The sequence below is a fragment of the Massilia genomosp. 1 genome, assembly GCF_011682185.1.
In the GTDB taxonomy this organism is placed as follows: Bacteria; Pseudomonadota; Gammaproteobacteria; order Burkholderiales; family Burkholderiaceae_D; genus Telluria_A; species Telluria_A rubra.
Window position 1 is genome coordinate 1 of sequence record NZ_WHJF01000110.1, and the last position, 22,542, is coordinate 22,542.

General features: G+C 63.6%; 21 protein-coding genes. 5 read left to right on the forward strand and 16 right to left on the reverse strand.

All coding sequences use genetic code 11. From position 1 onward, the window contains the following. The first annotated feature begins 159 nt into the window (after positions 1 to 159). Complete coding sequence (locus F1735_RS27835; RefSeq protein WP_167239953.1) at positions 160 to 852, forward strand: ATP-binding protein; 693 nt, start codon at positions 160 to 162, stop codon at positions 850 to 852. Positions 853 to 1,081: 229 nt separating this feature from the next. On the opposite strand, the gene F1735_RS27840 is transcribed toward F1735_RS27835, so the two are convergent. From F1735_RS27840 to F1735_RS27895, 12 genes are all read right to left on the reverse strand, one after another. Then, positions 1,082 to 1,366, reverse strand: coding sequence for a hypothetical protein (locus F1735_RS27840; protein ID WP_167239954.1), 285 nt, complete (start codon positions 1,364 to 1,366; stop codon positions 1,082 to 1,084). A 131-nt stretch (positions 1,367 to 1,497) separates the two neighbouring features. After that, a complete protein-coding gene (locus F1735_RS27845) occupies positions 1,498 to 3,045 on the reverse strand; it encodes a GMC family oxidoreductase (RefSeq protein WP_167239955.1) in 1,548 nt (515 codons plus the stop codon). Positions 3,046 to 3,057: 12 nt separating this feature from the next. Next, complete coding sequence (locus F1735_RS27850) at positions 3,058 to 3,483, reverse strand: organic hydroperoxide resistance protein (RefSeq protein ID WP_167239956.1); 426 nt, start codon at positions 3,481 to 3,483, stop codon at positions 3,058 to 3,060. Positions 3,484 to 3,556: 73 nt separating this feature from the next. Next, positions 3,557 to 4,321 carry an alpha/beta fold hydrolase gene (locus tag F1735_RS27855; protein ID WP_167239957.1) on the reverse strand — a complete coding sequence of 255 codons (765 nt, stop codon included), beginning with the start codon at positions 4,319 to 4,321 and terminating at the stop codon, positions 3,557 to 3,559. Then, the gene (locus tag F1735_RS27860) at positions 4,321 to 4,809 is read right to left on the reverse strand and encodes a nuclear transport factor 2 family protein (protein ID WP_167239958.1); all 489 of its coding nucleotides are present in this window, start codon (positions 4,807 to 4,809) and stop codon (positions 4,321 to 4,323) included. The genes F1735_RS27855 and F1735_RS27860 overlap by 1 nt, the downstream gene beginning before the upstream one ends. 47 nt (positions 4,810 to 4,856) lie before the next feature. Continuing rightward, positions 4,857 to 5,414, reverse strand: a complete 558-nt coding sequence (locus F1735_RS27865; protein ID WP_167239959.1) for a hypothetical protein — start codon at positions 5,412 to 5,414, stop codon at positions 4,857 to 4,859. Next, a complete protein-coding gene (locus F1735_RS27870; protein ID WP_167239960.1) occupies positions 5,411 to 6,355 on the reverse strand; it encodes a catalase in 945 nt (314 codons plus the stop codon). Before F1735_RS27870 ends, F1735_RS27865 begins: the two co-directional genes overlap by 4 nt. Further along, positions 6,352 to 7,803: an aldehyde dehydrogenase family protein gene (locus F1735_RS27875; protein WP_167239961.1), complete on the reverse strand. Its 1,452-nt coding sequence runs from the start codon at positions 7,801 to 7,803 to the stop codon at positions 6,352 to 6,354. The genes F1735_RS27870 and F1735_RS27875 overlap by 4 nt, the downstream gene beginning before the upstream one ends. 27 nt (positions 7,804 to 7,830) lie before the next feature. Then, the gene (locus F1735_RS27880) at positions 7,831 to 9,411 is read right to left on the reverse strand and encodes a GMC family oxidoreductase (RefSeq protein ID WP_167239962.1); all 1,581 of its coding nucleotides are present in this window, start codon (positions 9,409 to 9,411) and stop codon (positions 7,831 to 7,833) included. An 81-nt stretch (positions 9,412 to 9,492) separates the two neighbouring features. Continuing rightward, positions 9,493 to 10,449: a LysR family transcriptional regulator gene (locus F1735_RS27885; RefSeq protein ID WP_167239963.1), complete on the reverse strand. Its 957-nt coding sequence runs from the start codon at positions 10,447 to 10,449 to the stop codon at positions 9,493 to 9,495. Between the two features lie 49 nt (positions 10,450 to 10,498). Continuing rightward, positions 10,499 to 11,008 carry a GNAT family N-acetyltransferase gene (locus tag F1735_RS27890; protein ID WP_167239964.1) on the reverse strand — a complete coding sequence of 170 codons (510 nt, stop codon included), beginning with the start codon at positions 11,006 to 11,008 and terminating at the stop codon, positions 10,499 to 10,501. A 239-nt stretch (positions 11,009 to 11,247) separates the two neighbouring features. Next, positions 11,248 to 11,850 (reverse strand): glutathione peroxidase, encoded by a 603-nt coding sequence (locus tag F1735_RS27895; protein WP_167239965.1) that lies wholly within the window; start codon positions 11,848 to 11,850, stop codon positions 11,248 to 11,250. Between the two features lie 175 nt (positions 11,851 to 12,025). Between F1735_RS27895 and F1735_RS27900 the strand changes: the two genes are divergently transcribed. Further along, entirely contained in the window at positions 12,026 to 13,384 is a 1,359-nt protein-coding gene (locus F1735_RS27900) for an HD-GYP domain-containing protein (protein WP_167239966.1), read from the forward strand. A 3-nt stretch (positions 13,385 to 13,387) separates the two neighbouring features. Here F1735_RS27900 and F1735_RS27905 read toward each other — a convergent pair whose 3' ends face one another. From F1735_RS27905 to F1735_RS27920, 4 genes are all read right to left on the reverse strand, one after another. Next, entirely contained in the window at positions 13,388 to 14,224 is an 837-nt protein-coding gene (locus F1735_RS27905) for a PPK2 family polyphosphate kinase (protein ID WP_167239967.1), read from the reverse strand. Next, positions 14,221 to 14,646: a CoA-binding protein gene (locus F1735_RS27910; RefSeq protein ID WP_167239968.1), complete on the reverse strand. Its 426-nt coding sequence runs from the start codon at positions 14,644 to 14,646 to the stop codon at positions 14,221 to 14,223. The genes F1735_RS27905 and F1735_RS27910 overlap by 4 nt, the downstream gene beginning before the upstream one ends. A 125-nt stretch (positions 14,647 to 14,771) precedes the next feature. Further along, positions 14,772 to 16,181: a serine hydrolase gene (locus tag F1735_RS27915; protein ID WP_167239969.1), complete on the reverse strand. Its 1,410-nt coding sequence runs from the start codon at positions 16,179 to 16,181 to the stop codon at positions 14,772 to 14,774. A gap of 162 nt (positions 16,182 to 16,343) precedes the next feature. Continuing rightward, entirely contained in the window at positions 16,344 to 17,009 is a 666-nt protein-coding gene (locus tag F1735_RS27920; RefSeq protein WP_167239970.1) for a hypothetical protein, read from the reverse strand. A 409-nt stretch (positions 17,010 to 17,418) separates the two neighbouring features. Here F1735_RS27920 and F1735_RS27925 point away from each other — a divergent pair, with 409 nt between their 5' ends. The 3 genes from F1735_RS27925 (at position 17,419) to F1735_RS27935 (ending at position 22,310) form a co-directional block, all read left to right on the forward strand. After that, positions 17,419 to 19,326: a M6 family metalloprotease domain-containing protein gene (locus tag F1735_RS27925; RefSeq protein WP_222853097.1), complete on the forward strand. Its 1,908-nt coding sequence runs from the start codon at positions 17,419 to 17,421 to the stop codon at positions 19,324 to 19,326. 300 nt (positions 19,327 to 19,626) lie between these two features. Further along, a complete protein-coding gene (locus F1735_RS27930) occupies positions 19,627 to 21,870 on the forward strand; it encodes a M9 family metallopeptidase (RefSeq protein WP_167239971.1) in 2,244 nt (747 codons plus the stop codon). A 161-nt stretch (positions 21,871 to 22,031) separates the two neighbouring features. Then, on the forward strand, positions 22,032 to 22,310 hold the full coding sequence (locus tag F1735_RS27935; RefSeq protein ID WP_167239972.1) for a hypothetical protein: 279 nt from the start codon (positions 22,032 to 22,034) through the stop codon (positions 22,308 to 22,310). Positions 22,311 to 22,542: the final 232 nt, after the last annotated feature.

Sequence of the window (22,542 nt, forward strand, 5' to 3'; positions counted from 1 at the left end):
TCAAGCCCGCTGGGGAACGATCTTCCCCCAGTGGGAGCCCGCGGCAGGCGTCTACGGCCGCGCGCATGGCGAAAAGCCACGCGCAATGGCACCCAGATTTGCGCGCTTTTACAAGCCCGCTAACACCGTGGCAAAAACAAGGTTGATACGACCGATGAAATGATCGGAAACAAAGGCTACGCAATCGGGTTCGAGGGCCTGATCGGCTACTTGAAGCGCATATTGCCCCATTCCGAAGTGATCAAGCAATCGCTTCGCGAAGAGGTGAGTGTCTATCCAGAAATAGCTCTACGAGAACTTATTGCGAATGCCTTAATTCACCAAGACTTCAACGTAACCGGCGCTGGACCGACAATTGAAATTTACGATGACAGAATTACCTTCACCAACCCAGGAACACTGCTTCCGGGAAAACGCCCCGATCGTTTGATCGGCACCACGCCAGAGTCGCGCAACGAGTTGTTAGCGTCAAAATTTCGCATGTACCGCATCTGCGAAGAACGAGGAACTGGCTTTCAGAAAGTAGTGACCTCCATCGAGTTATTCGGCATGCCACCAGTCTTGTTCACACCATTGGAGAATGCGTTCCAGGTAACGCTCTACGCACCCCGTCAGTTTGCGGATATGGCACAGGCTGAACGCATCGAAGCATGCTACCAACATGCTGTTTTGCAGTTCTTGTCGAGTCAAACGCTCACCAACACCACCCTTCGAACCCGCTTCAAGGTAAGTGAGCGCCAACGCAACCAGATCACCAATCTGATTGCAGACGCGGTACAGGCTAACAGGATAAAACGTAAGGACACAACGAGCGGCAACAAATTCGCCGAATACGTTCCCTACTGGGCGTGACGCATCTACGGCAGTGAATACTTCTGATCAAAATATACGAACCAAGTTGGCGCGCTCATACCCAGTGCGTTAGCGAGCGGCGTTGATTACTGCATGCGCATCGTCGACGAGATCGTCGGCCTGGTTTACCCGCCCATCGGGCAAACAGCGAACGTACCCAGCGCGGCATCCTTTTGGCAACGCCAAAAGGACCGTCTTAATGTACCCGGTCGCTGATGACGACTGTCCGTCACCCCCGGCAAGGCGTGGGAATGTCGCTCACGCTTGCGCTGTCGCCAGTGGCCATCGCCACCGTGACAAGCAGGGCGATGATGAGGAGCGGCAAAATATGCTTCACCAGGAACTGGAGCGTGGTTTGTTTTTTGCCGAATTGTTCAGCGTAGGCCAATTCCTTGCTTTCCGGCGCACTCAGCTCAACCGCGTCGTTGCCGGCTGCGGCTTTCCATGGAGCATATCCCTCGCGCGCATGCGCATCTTGCTCTTCATCGACAACAAAAAAGTCCCTGGCACTCATCACACATTCTCCCGTTCGACGGCCATCGATGCGTGGCCATGGTGGTTAATGATTCCTGCGAAAGCATCGCTCTCAAGCTGTTCGATCCGCGCCGGCGATATTGGTTCCACGCCGGCGCGCGAGCTGGCCGCTCAGGCGCGGATGGCGGTTTGCTTGATGATATCCGATAACTTCTCCGCCATCATGATGACCGTCGGATTCAAGTTGATGAGCGGAATTTCGGGAAGGATCGAGGCATCGATGATGCGCAGCCCATCCACACCGTACACCCGCCCCTGTTCATCGACGACGGCGCGCGGGTCGTCCGGCAAGCCCATCGGCGCACTGGCGCAAGGGTGCTGCAAGGTTCCCACCCCGGCCGCCAGCGCGCTGCGGATCTGCTGCTCGCTGTCGTCGATGGACGGCCCAGGATACAGTTCCTCCACGATCATGCTCTTGAGCGGTTCGGTGGCCGCCAACTTCCTGGCCAGGCGGAAACACTCCACCATGCGCCGCATATCGTCCTCCGTGCTCAGATGATTGAGTTCGATCAGCGGCGCCTCATGCGGATCGCGGCTCTTGAGGCGAATCCGCCCGTGCGAGGTGCAATGCATCAGTTCCAGGCCGAGCGAAAAGGCCACGCCGGTCGGGCTGCTGGCCGGGTCGAGCAGGTGCGACGGTGAAATGCCGATGTCGAGTTCCTGGTCCGAACTCGCATACGAGGAATTGGTCCACCACTGGGAACCGACCACCGGGTGCTCCTGCCCTTTGAGTTCGGCTTTCGCGCTGAAATTCATCCAGAAAAAGGCGTGATCGAGCAGATGGGTACCGACCGGTGCATCCTTGACCACAGGAATATCCAGCGCGTCGAGGTCGGCCTTCGGACCGATTCCCGAACGCAGCAAGATCGCGGCGGAGCCATACGCGCCGGCGCTGAGAATGACTTCCTTGCCGCGTATTGCGCGGCCATCGGCCAGCAAGACCGAAGCCACCCGGCCATTCTCGACGACCAGCTTGTCGACGATGCTGCGATCGAGGATGGCCAGGTTCGGGCGGGCACGCACGCTGCGGGTCAGGTAAGCCATGCCGGTATTGACGCGCACGCCGTTGATGATGTTCATCGGGTTCGGCCCGGCGCCGTTGTTCGCTTCGGGATCGTTGAAGTCGTCCACCCGGCGCGCCCCCAAGGCCCAGGCCGCTTGCACCATGGCGCGCTGCACCGGGGTGATGCCCGCCATCGACATTTGATGAATCGGCAGCGGCCCGCTGCGGCCGTGCCAGCGTTCCTCGCCATGCGGGGCGCTTTCCATTTTCTTGTAGTAAGGCAGTACTTCCGCATAGCGCCAGCCGCGCAAGCCTTTTGCCGTCCAGCGCGCAAAGTCGAAGGGCAAGGCGCGGCAGGCGACGGCGCCGTTGATGGCGGAGCTGCCGCCGAGCACTTTGCCGCGCGGCGCATACACCGGCTGCGCCTGGGCCAGCGGGATGGCATGGTAACCCCATTCGTAGCGCGCATCGCCGTTGGCGGCGATGATGTTGCTGCTGTAAATTTGCTCAGGATAGTCGTCCGGATCGAAGGCGCTGCCTGCCTCGACCAGCAATACACTGAACTGGGGCAGCTCCGACAGGCGGGCCGCCAGCACGGCGCCGGCAGAGCCGCCGCCGAGAATGACAAAATCAACAAGGTGGGAATCGACAGTCATGGTCTTGTCCGCTCAGGCCAGCGTCAGGGTCACGTCGATATTGCCGCGCGTGGCGTGCGAATACGGACAGACCAGGTGGGCGGCGGCGATCAGCGTCTCCGCCTTGGCGCGCGCCATGCCCGGCAAGGAAATGACCAGTTCGATCTCGAGGCCGTAGCCGTTGTCGGCCTGGCCGATGGCGGCCGTCCCTTCGATCGACGAGTCGGCCGGGATCGTGATGTTGTCGCGCCGGCCGACGAGTTTCAAGGCCGCCAGAAAACAGGCCGAGTAGCCTGCGGCGAACAGTTGCTCGGGGTTGGAGCCGGGGGCGCCAGTGCCGCCCAGTTCCCTGGGCGTGGTCAAGGTGAGGTTGAGCGTATTGTCGGCCGAGATGGCGCGGCCTTCGCGCCCGCCGGTGACGGTGACGCTGGCGCGGTAGAGGATGTTGGCGATGGACATGGGTGTTTCCTGTTGCGTGAATGGGTGGAATGCGCTGGCGGGCCGGCGGCGCCAGGCCGCCGGCGGGGTGGCCTCAGCGTTTGACGGCGGCCAGGATGACATCGGCCACTTTTTGCGGCTGCGACAGCATCGGCACATGGCTGCTGGCCAGCACGGTGGTGACCGCGTTGAGCTTCTTGGCAAAGGCGCGTTCCAGGTCGGGCGACAGCATGCGGTCCTTGCTGGCGACGATGTAGTAGTTCGGCTTGCTCTTCCAGGCCGCGTAAGTGATTTTTTCATCGAAGGCCCTGGCCGGGAACAAGCCTTGCGTGGCGGCGTACGCCCTGGCGCTGGCGGCCGGGATGTCCTGGGCGAAGTTGGCCGCGTACGAGGCATCGGACAGGGTCAGGTAGCCGGCCGCGTCGGGCTTGAGCGAGGGCACGCCCGGCGGCACCGGATAATCCTTGCCCACCGTGCCCAGGCTCTCGCCTTCGGACGGAGCGAACGCGGCCACGTACACCAGCGCCTTGATCTTGTCGCTGTCGCCGGCCTGGGTGATCACGGCCCCGCCCCAGGAGTGGCCGACCAGCACCACCTTGCCCGGCTGCGCGTCGATCACCCTTTTGGCGGCGCTGACATCGTCGGCCAGCGAGGACAAGGGGTTTTGCACGGCCACCACTTTCACGCCCTTCGCTTGCAGCAGCGGGATTACCTTGCCCCAGCTGGAACCATCGGCAAAGGCGCCATGCACCAGCACCACCGTGGTGTCATCGGCCGCCTGGGCCGGCACGATGGTGGCGGACAAGGTGGCCGTCACGGCGGCGCACGCCAGCAAGGTATGTTCGAGTACGTTTTTCATCATGAGGCCTTGAACGTGGTTTCCTGCTGGTCGACCCAGGGTTGAAACAGGTCGGCCGGCCAGTTCGGGTCGACATTCGAGGCGCGCGAGAGGCACTTCCAGACGCCGTCGCGCTTTTCGAAGCGGTCGGTGTAGGTGCCGGTCGAGACCACGCCTTGCTGTTCCGCCTTCCAGGTGACGATCCAGTTCCATTCCACCTCGGCGACGTGATCGCCGCCTTCGATGACGAAGGTGCCCACGGCATGGCGCATCAGGTGCAGCGGAAACACGCTGTGCGCGTAGTCGTACAGCTGCTTGAGTCCTTGCACGCCGCGAAACACGTTTTCGCGGATGTCCTTCACCGAAAATTCGGCTTCCGGCCAGTACAGGCTGATGTACGTTCGGGCTGATGCCAGGCTGGCATCGTTGTCGATGTAGCGCTGGTGCAGATTGAGTTGTTCGAAAATCTCGAAACGGTCGCTGGTGCTCAGGGGAGTTTGATACGTCATTGCAATGTCTTCCTTTAAAAAATCAACTAACAAAAAAATTGGCACATTCAGCGCGACAGCCAGCCGGCCGCCACGCGTGAGAACAGGGGCATCAGCCAGTACACCATCAGGCCCGACACCAGCGTGGCGCTGAGCGCACCAAGCGCCAGCGCGGGCACGGCCGGGGCCAGCCGCTCCGCGACCGCGCGCACCACGGCGGGAATGAGCGTGGTCAGCGGAAACACCGCCAGGGTCGAGAGCAGCCATTGCTTCCAGCGCCTGGGCAGCGCGCCGGCCCCCGCCGGGGTACACCAGAACGCGGACCCGGCGTGTACCTGGTAGCGTTCTTCGCGCAGCAGCCAGGGGCGGGCTTGCTCGAGCAACTGGCGGCGCTGCGGCGAGACCAGCCATGCGCTGGCCTCGCCCACGCTGGCAAAGCGCAGCAGCACCACATAGCAGGCGCCGGCGCCGACCGGCTTGATCAGGTCCATCGCCAGGTAGCCGCGGCACTGGCGGTGCGCTTGCGTGGCCGCCACCATCGAGCGCTCGTAGTCGGCGCGGTGGCGCGGATCGACCTCGTGCATGATGGCGCTCATGCCTTGCTCGCCGGCCGCCGCCAGGCTCATGCCTGCACCGGGCGCCGCCGCAACGCTGCGCGCCGGTACAGTTCGGCGCGCGCGGCAAGCATCGGGTCGCCAGAGGCTTCGATACCGTCGATCAAGTGCCCGGGATTGAAGGCGAGCGCTTGCTGCCGCGCCGCCTGTACTTGCCCGTCCGCCTCGACCGTCTCGACACTGAGGATGCCCAGTTCAATTTCCGGGCGCGCATCCGGCCCGCTGCGCGGCCAGGCCAGCGAACCGTCGTCAAGCTCGTCGCCCGGCGCGGCGCATTGCAGCACCAGGCGTAGCCTGGCCGGCGCGCGGCGCAGGCGTTCGCCCAGCTCGGCGCCGAGGAAATCGGTCCCCGGCAGCGCATCTGGCGGCGGCGCAGTCGGCGCCTCCAGCGGCTCGATCCGGTAGCGTCCATGCACGGCGGCGTCGGCGGCGTCGAGCAAGCGCACGGTGTTCACGCCAAAATATGTCTGCGCCAGATAACTGGCGGGCGCCGGCTTGGGCGCTTCCAGATAACGTTTCGCGCGCGGATACCGCGCCAAAAAGGCGTCCAGCGGCAGCGGGTCGGGCCGCTCGCCGCCCGCCCGGGCCAGCCCCTGTAAAAAGCCGAGGAACTGCTCCGGCGTGGCCACCGGAAAACCGTCGTAGGAATGCGCGACGATGTCGGTGTGGCGGCCGTCGGCCAGCAGGAAGCGCAGCGCCAGTCCTTGCGGGCCGGCGTCGGGGTCGCCATCGGCGGTGGACGGCACGCCGCTGAAGTTCGAAAAGCGCAAGGTAAGCGGCACGCGCGCGCCCTGCAGGTGGGCGGCGCGGCTCAGGCGCGCCGCCGCCGGCGACGCGGTAAAGCTGCCGTGCGCCACGATGCCTTTGGCATGCGTCACCCGCAAGCCCGCATACCTGCCGAAGATGGCATACAGGGCGTCCAGCAATCCCTCGTACAAGTCCGGCTGCTTCACGCCGCGCCCGGGCTCATGGTGATGTGCTGGTACTGGAGAAAATCGTCCATGGCCGCCATGCCGTTCAGGCGCCCCAGGCCGGACTGCTTGTAGCCGCCTTCCTCGCATTCGTCGTACACCACGGCCCAGTCGTTGATCCAGACCGTACCCGCCTGCAGCCGGCGCGCCACCCGTAGCGGACGGTCGACATCGCGCGACCAGACGCTGGCGGCCAGGCCGAACTCGCTGTTGTTGGCCAGCGCGATGGCCTCGGCTTCGGTATCGAACACCTGCAAGGTCAGGACCGGGCCGAAGGTTTCCGTCTGCACGATGTCGAGTTCCGGGTCGCTCACTTCGAGCAAGGTGGGGCGATAGAAGGCGCCCTTGGCCAGCACGCCATCGGTCACGGCGCCGCCGCGCACCAGGACGTTGGCGCCGGCCGCAATCGCGGCCTCGACCAGGCCCTCGACGCGCGCCACGTTCGGCTTGTCGATCAGCGGCCCCATGTCGCTGGCCGGGTCGCTGGCCGGTCCCACCCGCACGGCCCCCAGGCGCGCCGCCAGCCGCGTGCGCACCGCATCGGCAACGCCGCGCTGCACCAGCAGGCGCGAGCCGGTCATGCAGAACTGGCCGGAAAAGACGGTCAGGGCTTTTTCGAGCTTGGGCAGGGCGGCGCCGAGGTCGGCGTCGTCGAAGACGATCATCGGCGTCTTGCCGCCCAACTCCAGGCCGAAGCGCTTCAAGTGCCGCGCCCCGACTTCGGCAATCGCGCGGCCGGTCGCGGTGCTGCCGGTGAAACTGATGACAGGAATGTCGGGCGATTCGATCATCCACTTGGCGCCTTCCGCGCCCGACTCCGAGAACAGATTGACGACGCCGGACGGCAAGTCGGCCACCCCGGCCATGATGGCCGACACCAGCGCATTCGTTTGCGCGGTCTGGCCCGGCATCTTGATGACCGCGGTGCAGCCGGCCGCCAGCGCCGGCGCCAGCGAGCGGATCATCAGCACCACCGGCGAATTCCAGGGCGCGATGATGCCCGCCACCCCGATCGATTCGCGCAACACCAGCGAGATGCTGCCCGCCTTCGGTTCGAGCGCGCGTCCGTATTCGGTGCGCACGAGCGAGGCGTAGTAGCGCAGCTTGGAAGGGACCATCCCCACTTCGAAAGCCGCTTCCGCCTTGATCTTGCCGTTTTCGGCCGAGAGCAGCTCGACCAGCGCGCCGGCGTGGCGCTCGAAGGCGTCGGCCAGCGCGTGCAAGACCCGGGCGCGCAGGGCGCGGTCCTCCTTCCACGGGGAGTCGGCAAAGGCGCGCCTGGCGACCGCGGTGGCGTGCGCCGCTTCGCGCGCGCCGCCGTCGGCGTAGCGCCCGATCACCTCGTAGGTGGCCGGATCGATCGAGTCGCGGTGTTGTTCGGAATCGTGCCATTGGCCATCGATCCAGTGCAGTGCGGTGTTGTTTTTCATGATTGTTTCTTTCAGGTAAAGCGGTGTTCAGGCGTACAGGCTGGCAATGCGCTCTGCCGTGGCGATGACGGTGACATTCGTGGCCACCGAGGGCACGTCCGGGAAGATCGAGGCGTCCACCACGCGCAGCCCGTGCAGGCCATGGACCCGTGCATCGGTGTCGACCACGGTTGACGGATCGCTGCGCGGGCCCATCGGGGCGGTCGAGGTCGGGTGGTGATAGGTATCGACGGTGGCCATGATCGAGGCCAGGATGGCGTCGTCCGACTGCGCCTGCGGCCCCGGGCTCAGTTCGGCATGCACCATGGCGGCCAGCGGCGCGCCGGCGCCGATCTTGCGCGCCAGCTTGACGCCCTCCAGCATGCGCGCCCGGTCTTCGGGCGCCGACAGGAAACCGAGGTCGATGCGCGGCGCGGCCAGCGGATCGCGGCTGGCCAGGGTCAGCCGTCCGCGCGAGAGCGGGCGGGTCAGCGCCACCGCCAGCACAAAGCCCACCCCGGTCGGGCTTTGTTCGTGCGGGAACAAATGGGTCGCCGTGATGTGGAGATCGAGCTCGCCGGGCCGGGCGCCGCTGCTGGCGGTCCACAGCTTGGCGCCGATCACCGGGCTCTGCGCGCCAAGCGCATCGGGCCTGGCCGCATACGCGTTGTAATAGAAGGGGTGGTCGGCCAGGTTTTGCCCGACCGCTAGGTCGGCCACCAGCGCGATGCCCAGGGCATGCAGGTCGGCCGCCGGGCCAATGCCCGAACGCAGCAGGATGGCGGCGCTGCCATAGCTGCCGGCCGAGAGGATCACTTCGCCGCCGAACAGTTGTTCCCCGTCCGCCAGTTGCACACCGATGGCGCGCCGGCCTGCGAACAGGATCTTGTCGACCAGGCAGTCGGGGCGGATCCGCAAGTTGGCGGCGGCGCGCACGGCGTCCGGCAGGAAGGCCATGCCGGTGTTGACCCGCACGCCATCGATGATATTCATGGGGTACGGTCCGACCCCGTTGGCGTCGGCGCCGTCGAAGTCGGCGACGGCCTGGAAGCCGCATGCCAGGGTGGCGTCCATGAAGGCGCGCTGCATGGGCGTGATGTCGTCCCGCGTCAGTTGGCGCACAGGCAAGGGTCCGCTGCGCCCGTGCAGGGCATCGCTGCCGCCGCTGCGGGTCTCCAACCGCTTGAAGTACGGCAGCATGTCCGCATAGCCCCAGCCTGGCAGGTTCCAGCGGGCAAAGTCGGAAGGACGCGCGCGGATCGCCACGGCGCCGTTCACCCCCGAACTACCGCCGAGCACCTTGCCGCGAATGGCGCCGACGGCGTGCCCGATATAGCCCGGTTCGCTGCGGTAACCCCACTCGAACGCGGGGTCGCCGTTGGCGCCGAGGATGTCGCTCGAGGCGATGGCGGCGGGATAGCCGGCCGCGTCGTAGCTGTGCCCCGCTTCGAGCAGCAGCACCGCGCGCTGGCGATTCTCGCTCAGGCGCCGTGCCAGCACGGCGCCGGCCGAACCGCCGCCGACGATGATCACGTCGGCCGCCTTGGCCGCGCCGCCGGTGGCGCTGGCCGGGGTGGCCGCGCTGTGTTGCTGGCGGCCGTCTTGGATACTGTGCGATTGCTTGTTCATCTTCTCTCCGATCGGTGGCAGGTCCACCGGGGGCGAAGATTAGAGCGTTTGCCGAATTAGCATAAGGCAACTAAAAGCGAATCACTGGTTCGGGTTTTCCGAACGTTCTGTCCCAATGGCGTCGAGTTCGGCCCGGATCTGCTGTTCCCACACGGGCGGGTCGCCGATCTGCTCGGCCAGGAAGTTGACCAGCGTGCGGATCTTGGGCGAGGCCCGGTGCGATTGCCGGTAGATGGCCGAGACTACCCCGCCCGACGGCGAAAATGACGGCATGACGATGCGCAGCTCGTTGGCGGCAATGGCGTCGGCCGCCAGAAAGGTCGGCAGGATGGCCAGGCCGAGCCCGGCCTTGGCCGCTTCCAGCAACTGGTGTCCGCTATCGGTACACAGGCGGTTACGGATGCGGAAGGATTCGACCTTCCCATTGACCTGCAGTTGCCACGTGCCCTGGGGTTCGCGATTTCCGTACAACAGCCCCTCATGCTCGCCCAGCTGGTCCGGATGGAGCGGCATTCCACGCGCGGCCAGATAAGCCGGGCTGGCGCAAACCAGGTGGCGGTTGATGGTGATCGGCCGGGCGACCAGCGTGGAGTCTTGCAGGTTACCCATGCGGATGGCCACGTCGTAGTTCTCGTCGTGCATGTTGACGTAGCGGTCGCTCAGGTCGATCTCCATGCGCAAGTCGGGATACCTGGCGGCGAACGCGGCCAGCATCGGTCCCAGGTAGCGCACGCTGGCCGCCATCGGCGCCGCCACGCGCAACTGGCCCCGCATGCTGGCCTGGGCATCGAGGACCGCGTCCTCCGCTTCGCACACCTGGGCCAGGATGCGTACGCAATGGGCATAGAAAATCTGGCCGGGATCGGTGATCGCCATTTTGCGGCCGCGTACCAGCAAGGCGATGCCGAGGCGCCGCTCGAGCTGCTGCAAGCGTTCGCTCACCACGGACTTGGGGGTGCCCAGGCGGCGCGCCGCTTCGGTCATGCTGCCGGCGTCGACGACGGTGACAAACAACTGCATTTCAACAAATTTATTCATGAAGTAGGCCGGTAGAGGTGCGCATTGCGGGCGTTGATTGTAAAACCTGTCATGCCTGGCAAACCGACTGGCTGTGAATACTCCCGGGCGGCGCGTCGGCGCGCCACTCCATGAGGCGATGAAAACCCGCGCTGCTGATTTCGCGAAAACCGAAGCGCTGGTACAGCGACATGGCGCGGTTGTTCCATTCGACGTGCGTGGTGACAGCGACGCCACGCGCGTCCGCTTCGCGCTGCAGCGCGGCGAGCAGCGCGCTGCCGACGCCGCGGTTGCGGTAGGCCGGCAGCATGGCGAGGTCGATCACGTGGATGCGCTGCGCTTCGCGCGCCACGTACAGGCGTCCGACCGAGATGTCGCCGGCGAGCACAAGGTCGAAATGGCCGGCCGGATAACGCTTGCGGTAAAAACCGTTCTGGGCGTCGAACTGCATGCGCACGTACGCGTCGGCGGTGGCCACATCCCACCCGGACAGGGCGATTTGCTGGGCGCGCGCGGCGGCGTACGCGCTCCGCAGGAACGCGTGGTCGGCGGCCCGGATCGGGCGCAGTGTCGGCCTCATCGTCACGGGCGCGGCGTGACGCCGTCGCGGCCGGCGACGGCAAAAAAGCGGCGCAGGCGGTAGGCCAAGGACGCATAGTCGAAAGTGGGGAGCATCAGACATACCGGAATAGAACGAGAGTTCTATTTTAGCATTTTTAGTGTCTTTTCAGAAACTGATTGCCGGAAATGCGTTGTGTTAAGTCACACCAGTCCAGGACGCGCCCTGTGCGGGGCCGCCCTGGTGCGCAGCGCTGGTACTCAGCTGCCGAGGGCTTGCTCGATCTTGCTGACAAGTTGCTTGTCTTCCGGCGTGACCTTGCTCGGATAGTGTTCGATCACCTTGCCGTTGCGGTCGATCAGGTATTTGGTGAAGTTCCATTTCGGCTCCTTGCCGGTGGCCCTGATCAGGCTCGCGTGCAAGGGATTCGGATTGGCGCCGCTGACGACCGACTTGGCGAACATGGGGAACTTGACGCCGTAGGTGTTGTAGCAGAGGTCGGCAATTTCCTTGGCGCTGCCCGGTTCCTGCTTGCCGAAGTCGTTCGACGGAAAGCCCAGCACGACCAGGCCCTTGCTGCCGTATTTGGCGTACAGCTTTTCCAGCCCTTCGTACTGGGTGGTGTAGCCGCAGTAACTGGCCGTGTTGACCACCAGTACAACTTTGCCGGCGTACTGGCACAGGTCCTGCGGCGCGTCATCCTGCAGGCGCTTGAAGCTGTGCTTGAGCAAGGCGGGGCAGCTTGCCGGGGCCGCTGCCGGGGCCGCTGCCGGGGCGGCGGCCGGCGCCTGGGCGCGCGCCGGGGCGCTGGTCAATACAACAGCGGACAGGCCCGCCAACAGAAGTGCCGAAATCTTGAACATTGTCGTTTCCATGCGGTGGGGAATGGGGACTTCATTCTATGTCAATTCGCGGTTGACGGCGGCGCGGCGGTGGCCGGAACGGCTAGCTTGCCAAAAAGAGCAGCATATATTTGATACCTGTATTGATTCTTTTGGGAAATAGTTGCTATCATGTGTGCATCTTTACGGAGCCCCCATGCAGCGTCCCAGCCTGAGCACCAGCGTCAACCAGCACTACCTGAACAAATTGATGAACCTGACCGAGGTGATGGATGTCGCCGCCAGCGAAGACATTGTCGACGTGCGCGGCATGAAGCTGGTGGCCAAGGGCGCCAGGCTGACGCGCGCCCAGCAGGAGACCCTGGGCGGGCACAAGCTCAAGAAGACGCTGGAATCGTCGCTGAGCGCGGTGGGGGGCGCCGACAACGGCCTGATCCTCGCTACCGCCAGGCGCATTCTCGACACCAGCGTGCCGATCAATCGTATCCTGGGGCGCAACGCCGGACGGGGTATTTCGCCGCAAACGCTGCTGGCAAACATGCATTTCGGCCACGCCATGCGCATGATGCTCACCCTCACCGACCGCGACGGTCCCGAGGCGCTCGAACACAGTGTCACGGTCAGCCTGCTGGCGATCGGCATGGCCAAAAAATTGCAACTGTCGAACGACGAGCAGATGGCGGCCGGCCTGGCCGGCATGCTGCACGATATCGGCGAGCTGTACATCGACCCGGCCTACCTTGCGCCGGGCAAGCGCCTGTTGCCGCACGAGTGGGCGCATCTGGTGGTGCATCCGCGCATCGGCCAGATGCTGGTTACGGAACTCGAAGCGTATCCAGCATCGGTGGCGCGGGCGGTGTCGGAACACCACGAACGGCTTGATGGTACCGGCTATCCGCGCCAGTCGGCCGGGGGCATGATCAGCGGGCCGGGGCTGGCGGTGTCGGTGGCGGAAATGCTGGCCGGCGTGCTGAACAAGGATTATCCGCTCGAGCGCGCCGAACTGGCGCTGAAGATCATCCCGGGCGAGCATCCGCACCATTTTTTGTCGGCCATTTCGGGCGCCTTGCGCGCCCAGCCGGCCAACCGCCCGATCGCCCTGCCCCGGCCCGACGAGAACGATGACGTCGCCATTACGCGGCTGTGGTGGCGCATTGCCGATTCGCTGGAGAGCGGCCAACAGATGCTGCGTGACGATATCGAGCGCTCGCCGCGCGTATGGGCCCTGATCCAGCGGACGCTGGCGCGCATCAGGAACATCGAGCGCGCCTTCATCAGCACCGGGCTTGATGCATATCTGAAAAACAATCATGGCTTGCACGAGCACGACGACGGCACCCTGCAGTTCGAAAAGGCGGTGGCCACGCGCGAAATCACCTGGCGCTTGCGCGACATCGCGCGCGACCTGGCGCTGAACACGGCCGACGTGCCGACCGACCGCGCGATGCTCGCCGGGTTGATCGGCTTGCTCGACGGCGGCGCGTCCGAGGCGGCCGCGCTGCAGCTGCGGGCCCAGCCGCCGAGCCTGCCCCAGGCGCAAGCGCGGGCAGCCTGAGCGCTACTCGACCTTCAGCTTCGACAGGCGCGGGTCGGTGTCGGGGAAGCGCAGTGCCAGGTCTTCCATGACTTCCAGCAGCAGGCTGGCGATGAGCAGGTTGCGGTGCGTCTTGGAATCGGCCGGAATCACGTACCACGGCGCGTGCTCGGCGTCGGTGGCGGCGATCGCCCGTTCGTAGGCATCCTGATAGTCATCCCAGCGTTTGCGCTGGACCAGGTCGTTCTCGTCGAACTTCCATTGCTTTTCGGGGTCATCCAGGCGCGCCTGCAGGCGCGCGCGCTGCTCCTCCTTCGAGATATGCAGGAACACCTTGACGATCACCGTGCCGGTCTCGGCCAGCATGCGTTCGAAGTCGGCAATATGCGCGTAGCGGCGCTTGCATTCCTTTGCGTCGATCAGCTTCAGCACGCGCGGGACGAGCACGTCTTCATAATGGCTGCGATTGAAAATGGCGATCTCGCCCGCGCCCGGCACGTGCGGGTGGATGCGCCACAAAAAGTCATGCGCCGCTTCGTCCAGGCTGGGCGCCTTGAACTGGGCGGCGCGCAGGCCCATCGGGTTGATGCGGCTGAACAGCGCGCGCACCGTGCCATCCTTGCCCGAGGTATCCATCCCTTGCAGCACCAGCAGGACTTTTTGCTGGCGTTGCGAGAACAGCATCTGCTGATGCAGCGCAATCTTCGCGGTCAGCTCATCGGTCAGTCCGCGCTCGTGCGCCTTGATCTGCTCTTTCGACTTGGGATGCTTGCCGCCATCGTCGCGCAGCGGGGTGGCGCCGGCGTCTTCCTCGCGCAGCTTGAGGCCGGGCCGGGCCCGGAAACGGGTGCGCGCCTTCACGCTGCGCCGCCGCTGTGCGCATGCTCAATTTTCATGCAGCGGTCCATCACCACGTCGAGGCCGGCGGCGACGGCCAGGTCGGCCGCTTCCTGCTTGACCACGCCGAGTTGCATCCACAGGCAGCGCGCGCCGATGTCGACCGCTTCGCGCGCCAGCGCGAGCATGGCGTCCGGCGTGCGGAAGCAGTCGACGACGTCGATGCGGGCGCCGTCTTCCAGGGCGGCGGCGGCCTGCGCCAGGCTGGCGTAGACCGGCACGCCCAGGATCTGCTGGCCGGCATACGCCGGATTAACGCCGAGAATGCGGTAGCCGTGTTGTTGCAGGTAAGCGGCCACGGCGTGGCTGGCGCGCTCGGGCCGGTTCGACAAGCCGACCACGGCGATCGTCTTGCTGTCTTTCAGGATAGTGGGAATGGATCTCATGGGTCTCGCCAGGTTGTGTGTCTGGCGAGCGTAGCAGATTTACCAACTCCCCGCCGCGTATGTTAGGGCGTCCCGTTAGGGCGTCCCGTAGGGCGTCCCGTTAGGGCGTCCCGTAGGGCGTCCCGTTAGGGCATCGCGGAGGGCGCGTTGACCCGCTGGTTGATCATGTCCGAACCCTGGCTGTGGACAATCACCTGGCTGACCTCGCCCTTGGCGTTGCGCGCGAACACGAAGGTGGTCAGCGAAGCGGGCATGAAGAAGCTGTCGTTTGCGTACGGCGTCAGGGTGACCGGATCGCGGTTGGTGCGCTGCATGAGCAGCTTGCCGTCGTCGCGCTTGAAGCTGCGGATGGCAGTGGCGTCGATGCGGTAGGTGCCGGCATAGGCGTCGAGCAGCGCGTTGTCGACTTTCACGGCCTTGAAGTCGGGGAAGGGATTGCCGATGGCAATCGCGGCCGCCTTGCTGGCCACCATGTCGGGCTGGATCTTGGGTGCGTCGGTGTTGCTCAACACCGCGACATACACTTTTTGCTGCGGCAGCCGCAAGGCGGAGGTGGAAAAGCCGTCGATGCCGCCGTCATGCGCCAGCATCGGCACGCCGCGCAAGGTGCCGACCTGCCAGCCGTAGCCATAGTTGGTCGGCTTGCCGTCGGCCAGCACCGCGCTGGTGTGGGCCTTTTGCCAGGTGGCCGGCTTGAGCAGCTTGCCGGCGGTAATGGCCGCATCCCAGCGCGCCAGGTCGTCCACGGTCGAGACCAGCGCGCCGGCCGCATACGGCTGCGTCATGCTGATCGACTTGGCCGCGGTGACGCGCCCGAACAAGCCCTTGGTGTGGCCCGCCGCACGCGGGCCGGCGCTGCGTTCGTGGCCTTCGTAGGCGGTGTGGCGCATCTCGAGCGGCGTGAAGATACGCTCTTCCATGAATTTGGCGTAGGTCTGGCCGGACACCTTTTCGATCACCGCGCCGAGCAGGAAGTAGCCGGAATTGTTATAGGCCCAGCGTGTGCCCGGCTCGAACTCGAGCGGGTCGTTCTTGAAGGTGTCGATCATCTCGGCCACCGTTTTGTCGCGCCCCTCAGTGAGGTAGAAGGTGAGCTTGCTGGTGAAGCTCACGATGCCCGAGGTGTGGGTCAGCAAATGCTCAACGGTGATGCGCTTGCCGCGCATGGGATAGTCCGGCAGGAATTTGGTGATGTCGTCATCGAGCGCCAGCTTGCCTTCATCGACCAGCATCAGGATGCCAACGGCGGTGAACTGCTTGGTGATGGAACCGAGCCGCATGGCCATGTCGGGCGTCATGGGCGTACTCTTGGACACGTCGGCCATGCCGTAGGCCTTGCGCAGCACGGTCTTGCCGTCTTGCGTGACGATGACGGTCGCGCCCGGTGCATCGGCTTTGTAGTAGGGGGCGATGGCGGCGTCGATGCGCTCGGCCAGGGCTTGCCCGGCGGCGGGACGGATGGCGTCCTGGGCAAAAGCGGCCGGTGCGTGCAGCGCAAGCAGGGTGGCAACGCAGAGGGCGGACAGTTTGAACATGCTGGTTCCTGTAGTTTGGTTGATGGGCAACTTCAGGCCAGACTATAGGTGCGGCGCGCATGGCCGCGGCCGCCGCTGCGACGAACGGCGGATTGACGATATCAAACGGTCAATAGGCGCGACAAGCCGCCACGGGCTGCGCGGCGGACTATGGCGCAGGCCTCAGCGGTCGGTGAAGACGTCGTTCCAGCTGGCCCGTTCCGGCGCCGTCTGGGTTTGCAGGTAACCGACGTTGGCGACCTGGATGCGGGCGATTTCGTTGAGCGCTTCTTCCGAAAACCCGGCGCGCTTGACGCCACGGTCCTGCATCGACAGCGAATGCAGGTACTGGTGCAGGTGGCGCGGTTCGGTGCAGAACAGGCAGATGCGTTCCCACACGTGCGGATAGGATGTTTTCAAGGCGCCCTGCGGCGCCATGCCGGCCAGCGCTTCGAGCGTCAGCGTGCTGGCTCCGCGCGGCTGAATGATGCTGTCGACCACGGGAATCGTATCGATGTGCTCGGGCTGGCCCGGTTGCGACGACGGCTCGTCGGCATCGCCCTCTTCCCTGGCCATGTTCTCGGCCGAATAATCGGCCAGCGCGCGCAAGGTCTGTTCGGTCGACGGCAGGTTGTCCTTGGGCCAGCTGAAGCGGCGAATGCCGGCGCTGGTCATCAGGGCCGCGATAGGAATGGTGTCCGGATGGGCGCCCGGCGCCGGCGGCACGGTCAGCTCGATCACGAACAGCAGGTGCAAACGGGCATCGAAGACGGCGTAATCGACTTTTCGCCCGGACAAGTGGTCCTGGTGAGTGCGTTTGATCTTCGGATCCGGATTACTCGGGATCATCAGTTTGCTCAGCGCGACGTCGGGGAAAATATAGCACTTGGGCAGTGCGCGGCGCAGGCGGCCGTAAAACGCTTTTTGCTCAGTGCCGAAAAAACGCCGCTTCGTGTACGAAGGGACAGCGGCAGGCGGTGGTGATGCTTTCTTTAGCAGGCGGTTCAACATGGCGACAACGGCCCTGATCGTGGTTCAAGTCGATAGTGTGTATTTAATAATCATAATGCACAAGAAGAAAGCCGGTCAAAGTAAAAATATAAGCTGTCCCGACGGAAAGATCATTGATTTCGGAAGTAGTTCGCAGGACTTGTATAGACGATTTTTATGCTGATTTCGACGAAGATGCGCCGAAATATGCCAAGACGAGCACTTTTTGCCCATGCATACTTGCATTTTTTATAACTTTGGAGAAGTAATGAGTTTGATGCGTGCAAGTCTCACGGCAGCAGCCGGCATGGTGCTGTCACTGGCGGCGTTAACATCCCATGCCGCCATTCCGTACAAGGGTCACAGCTATGAATTTCGCCAGCCGGGCGGCGAAGTGTTGAAAGTTCGCCTCGACGGCAACGATTACTACGCCGAACAGCGCACCGAAGATGGTTCGCTGATCATTTATGATCATGCCAAACGCGGTTTTTGCTACGCACATGTGAACGCCACGGGCGACCAACTGGTCTCGAGCGGCGTGCTGGCCACGAATGCCAAGCTGCGCACCTTCAGCACCGCCCAGGACCAGCGCGAGCCGGGCCTGTCCACGGCCGCCAAGGCGCGCCTGGCCCGGCAGCGCTATCAGAAAATGCACGGACGCACCCTGGAACTGGCGCAGAAAACCACCTCCGCCATGATGGTCCCGAGCGCGGCCGCCAGCGCCGCCGTGACCGGCAAGATGCGCGGCCTGACCGTGATCATCGATTTTTCCGACGCACCGGGCACGATCACCAAGCCGCAAGTCGAATCGTTCCTGAACGACGCCAACTACACCGGCTTCGGCAATGCGCAATCGGTGCGCGGCTACTTCCTGGCCGTGTCCGGCAACAAGCTCGACTACAGCAACACGGTCACCCGCTACTACCGCGCCAAGCGCCCCAAGAGCTACTACGCCGACGCCAGCCTGGACAGCGGAACGCGCTCGCAGGAACTGATCATGGAAGCGCTGAACTGGGTCAAGAGCAGCGAAGGCTTCGATTTTTCCACGCTCAGCCGCGACAGCAGCGGCCATATCCTGGGCTTGAACTTCTTCTACGCGGGCGAAGCGGACAGCCCGTGGTCGAAAGGCCTGTGGCCGCACATGGGCTGGCTGGGCGAGCAGTTCTGCAGCAACGGCGCCTGCAGCGGCAGCTACCAGATCAGCGACATGGGCAAGCAACTGGCGATCGGCACCTTCGTGCATGAATCGGGCCACCTGATCATGGGCTGGCCCGACCTGTACGACTACGACGGCAGCTCGCAAGGCTCGGTGGCCAATTTCTGCGTGATGGGCTTTGGCGGCGTGGGCTACGAAAGCCAGTTCCGGCCGACCCGGCCGGCCGGTTTCCTGCGCTACCTGGCGGGATGGGACACGGCCATCGAACTCAATCCGGCGATCAACCGCAGCGCGCCGAGCGGGCGCCTGTCGATGGCGGCAAGCGGGCACTCGCTGTACCGCTGGAGCAATCCGGCCAACGCGGCCGAAGCGTTTTACGTGGAAGCGATCCACAAGAGCGAGCAAAACCTGTATCAGCCCGACCAGGGCCTGGCCGTGTTCCACATCGACCCGGCCGGCACCAACGACGACGAGTGGCATCCCTACATCCAGATGGAACACGCGGACGGCAAGCGCGATCCGGAAAACAATCTGAACCAGGGCGACGGCGGCGACCTGTACGACGGCGTGGCCACGCGCGCCTTCAACGCCAGCGTGCCGAACGCGCTCAAGAGCAAGGGCACCAATTCGCTGTGGTGGAACGGCTATGCGTCGGGCCTGGCGATCGCCAACATCAGCGCGCCAGGCAATACGGTAACCTTCGACGTGGGCGCGACCACGCCGACCTCGACCGGGAACGTCTACAACGGCACCTTGGCCGAAAAGGGTGAGGCGATCCATCCATCGCCATGGTTCGAGTACAAGGGCGGCACCCTGGCCGCCGTCCTGAGCGGCCCGGCCGGCACCGACTTCGACCTGCGCGTCGAGAAGTGGGAAAACAATGTGTGGGTCATGACGGCCGAGTCGACCGGCGACGCCTCCCAGGAAAAGATCAGCTACCCGGCCGCGGCCGGCTACTACCGCATCATCGTCTCGTCCTATAGCGGCGCCGGCAAGTACAAGCTGACCGTCACCAAGTAACACCTCAACAAGTCAGATCCTTGCTCAAGCCACACATCCGCTGCCCGGATGTGTGGCTTTTTCGTCATTGCTTTGCACCATACTGTGCCGTATTTATCAGGCCCGCCGGAGAAATTGAACAAATTGCATCTTTGCACGCCCGATCAGGTATTTCCCCGTATGCATTAGGGATAGTATCGGCACGCCTGATGGCTTGCTGCAGGGCGGAATTGACCCTTTTCCGTCCCATGAGCAAAGCGCCGGACCACATCCTGGCCGGCGCGCACCAGATCGATCATGACAATTAAAAGGAGCGAGACAATGTTTACACAACACAAAATTATTCTTTTAGCCGGGCTGGTCAGCGCCTGTTTCAGCGGCGTCAGCTATGCAAAACAGGGCGATGCGGGTCACACCCACGAACGCCTGAAACAAGCGCCGATGCCGCACGCGCGCCAAAGCCTGCCGCCGACGGTCGAGCAACAGCGCTTCAATGTGGCGCCCACCACCAAGCCGCGCGTGGACCTGATGCAGAACCAGCCCGAGACCGGCCGCATGAGCCTGATGGCGGCCACGCCCGAGTGCAAGAACATGGATACGCTGACCAGCTACAACGGCGCCGCGCTGGCCGATTACCTGGTAGCCATGCCCGATTTCGAATGTACCTATCCGCTGTTTTCGCTGACCGCCGCGCAGGCCGTCAAGGCCTATTCGAGCGCCAACATGAATGCGGTCGCGGCCCGTTTCGCACAAGAAGCGAGCGCTTACAACGCCAGCAACCGCGCGCTGGTCAACCTGGCGCTGTATTTGCGCGCCGGTTACTACCTGGGCGGCAGCGGCACGATTGCCACCCCACCGGCCGCGTATACGGCATCGCTGCGCGCGCCGATCAAGAACCTGGTCGAGGGCAGCGTACTGTACAAGACCAATCCGCTGGCCGGCAGCACGGCGGCCGAGGTCATCAAACTGATCACCAATACGCATGACGAGGCGTATTTCCTGCCATCGATGAAAAAGCTGGTGGTGCGCTTCACCAACTCGCCGAGCACGCCGAACGCGGTCGATGCGATCAAGCAAAGCGACGCCGCCGGCGGACTGACCTCGGCGCTGACGGTGCTGTTCTACGCCCATTCGCGGCCGGACGCCTTGCCCTTGCTGCAAAGCGACACCAGCTATCCGGTAGCATTGAACAACTTCGTGGTGCAAAACAAGTCTGCCCTGCTGGGCACGCCGACCGCCTACATGCTCAACGACACCGCCAATGAAGCGTTCCGCTTCATGCAGCACGCGGCGCAAAAAGCCACGGTCAAGCCGATGGTGCAAGCCACCCTGGCCAGCAGCAGCATGACCGGCGCCGACAGCGCCCTGTGGCTGGCGGCGGCCTCGGCCGTCAAATATTATGACAATGCCAATTGCGCGGTGTATGGCACCTGCGGCTACGAGCAAAAGCTGGCCGATACCGTGCTCAAGGTCAGCCATACCTGCAGCCCGACCCTGCGCATCCGCGCGCAAGAAATGACCTTGGCCCAACTGCAGTCATCCTGCGCCATCCTGCAAAAAGAAGAAGGCTACTTCCACGACATGCTGCTCACCAAGCGCGTGCCGGTCGCCAACGACAAGAACACCTCGCTGGAGCTGGTGGTATTTGACGATTACGCCAATTACGGCAAGTACGCCTCGGTTATCTACGATATCGACACCAATAACGGCGGCATGTACCTGGAAGGCAATCCCGAGTCGGCCACCAACCAGGCGCGTTTTATCGCGCATGAAGCATCGTGGCTGCGTCCGGCGTTTTCGGTCTGGAACCTGGAGCATGAATACGTACACTACCTCGATGGGCGCTTCAATATGTTCGGCGACTTCGGCGCGGCCGTGTCCAAGCCGAGCGTGTGGTGGATCGAAGGCATCGGCGAGTATCTGTCGCTGCGCAACAATAACCAGCAATCGATCGACAAGGCGCGCACCGGCACCTACAAACTGAGCGAGATCTTCGGCAACACCTACTCGATGGGCGACTATACCGACCGTGCCTATCGCTGGGGGTATATGGCGACCCGTTTCATGGTGGAGAAGCACCGCAGCGATGTCGATGCGGTACTGGGCAAGTTCCGGGTCGGCGATTACGACGGTTACCAGAACTACATGGGCTATATCGGCACCCGTTACGACACCGAGTTTGCCGCGTGGGTGAAGACCGCCACCACCGCCGGCGAACCGCCGCTGCCGCAAGTAAATCTGCCGGCGTGCAACCAGGGCAGCTACCTGGGCAAGAACTGCTCGATTACCGGCTTTACCTCGTCGAGCGAAAGCTATGCGCACATCCTGTTGCCTGCCGGCGCCAAGAACCTGCGCTTGTTTACCAGCGGCGGCAGCGGCAATGCGGATATGTACGTGTCACGCGGACGCTATCCGTCGACCACCTGGTACGATTCCGCATCGGTCACCAGCGGTAACAGCGAGAGCGTCAACATCGCTGCGCCGGTCAGCGGCCAGTGGTACTACATCATGCTCAAGGCCAAGCCGAGTTTTAGCGGCGTGACCATCAGCGCGACGTACGACTAAACAGCAAGCAGCTTGTGTAAGACGAACGCCGTCCTCGTGACGGCGTTTGTCGTTGTCGGCCGATGCTGGCATGAACAGAAAGCCGGCGAGTTGTCATTCACGCCTGAAAATCACGTCGTCCACGCGCTGCCTCGATCTCAAATCGATTATAAAATCAGGGCATGAAAACCGTTATCGAAGAACTTGATCGCCAACTGATCGCCGCCATCATGCAAAACCACGGCTGGGAACAGGAGCGGCTTCTGTTGTGCGCGTACAGGAACGCAGGAGTATGCGCCGACGACGTGACAGTACTGCTGGAAGCGCTGCGTGTGGAGGTCGCAAAAAGCACGACCGGGGAAGCCGAGATCCTGGAGGACAGAATCCTGGACGTGCTCGATTACGTAAGTGGGTGGTGCTCGCCATCGTCGCGTATCTGGCCCGATGAAACCCAGCCATAGCAGAGCAACGGTGCGCCCGGTAAAGAACCGGCATTGAGTAAAACATCAATCCTGATCCAATTTTGAGCTTTATTCAAAATTGATCGTTCCAATGCAATTTTAGTGGTAACTGTTCAGCCCCTATGAAGGGATATCAGAAACCTGAAAATTTTTCTTAAAAGACGTGCAAAAACGGTAACTGTTTAGCCTGAGCGAGCACGTGCCAGAGTTGTTCGTTTCTTGAAATCGGTCC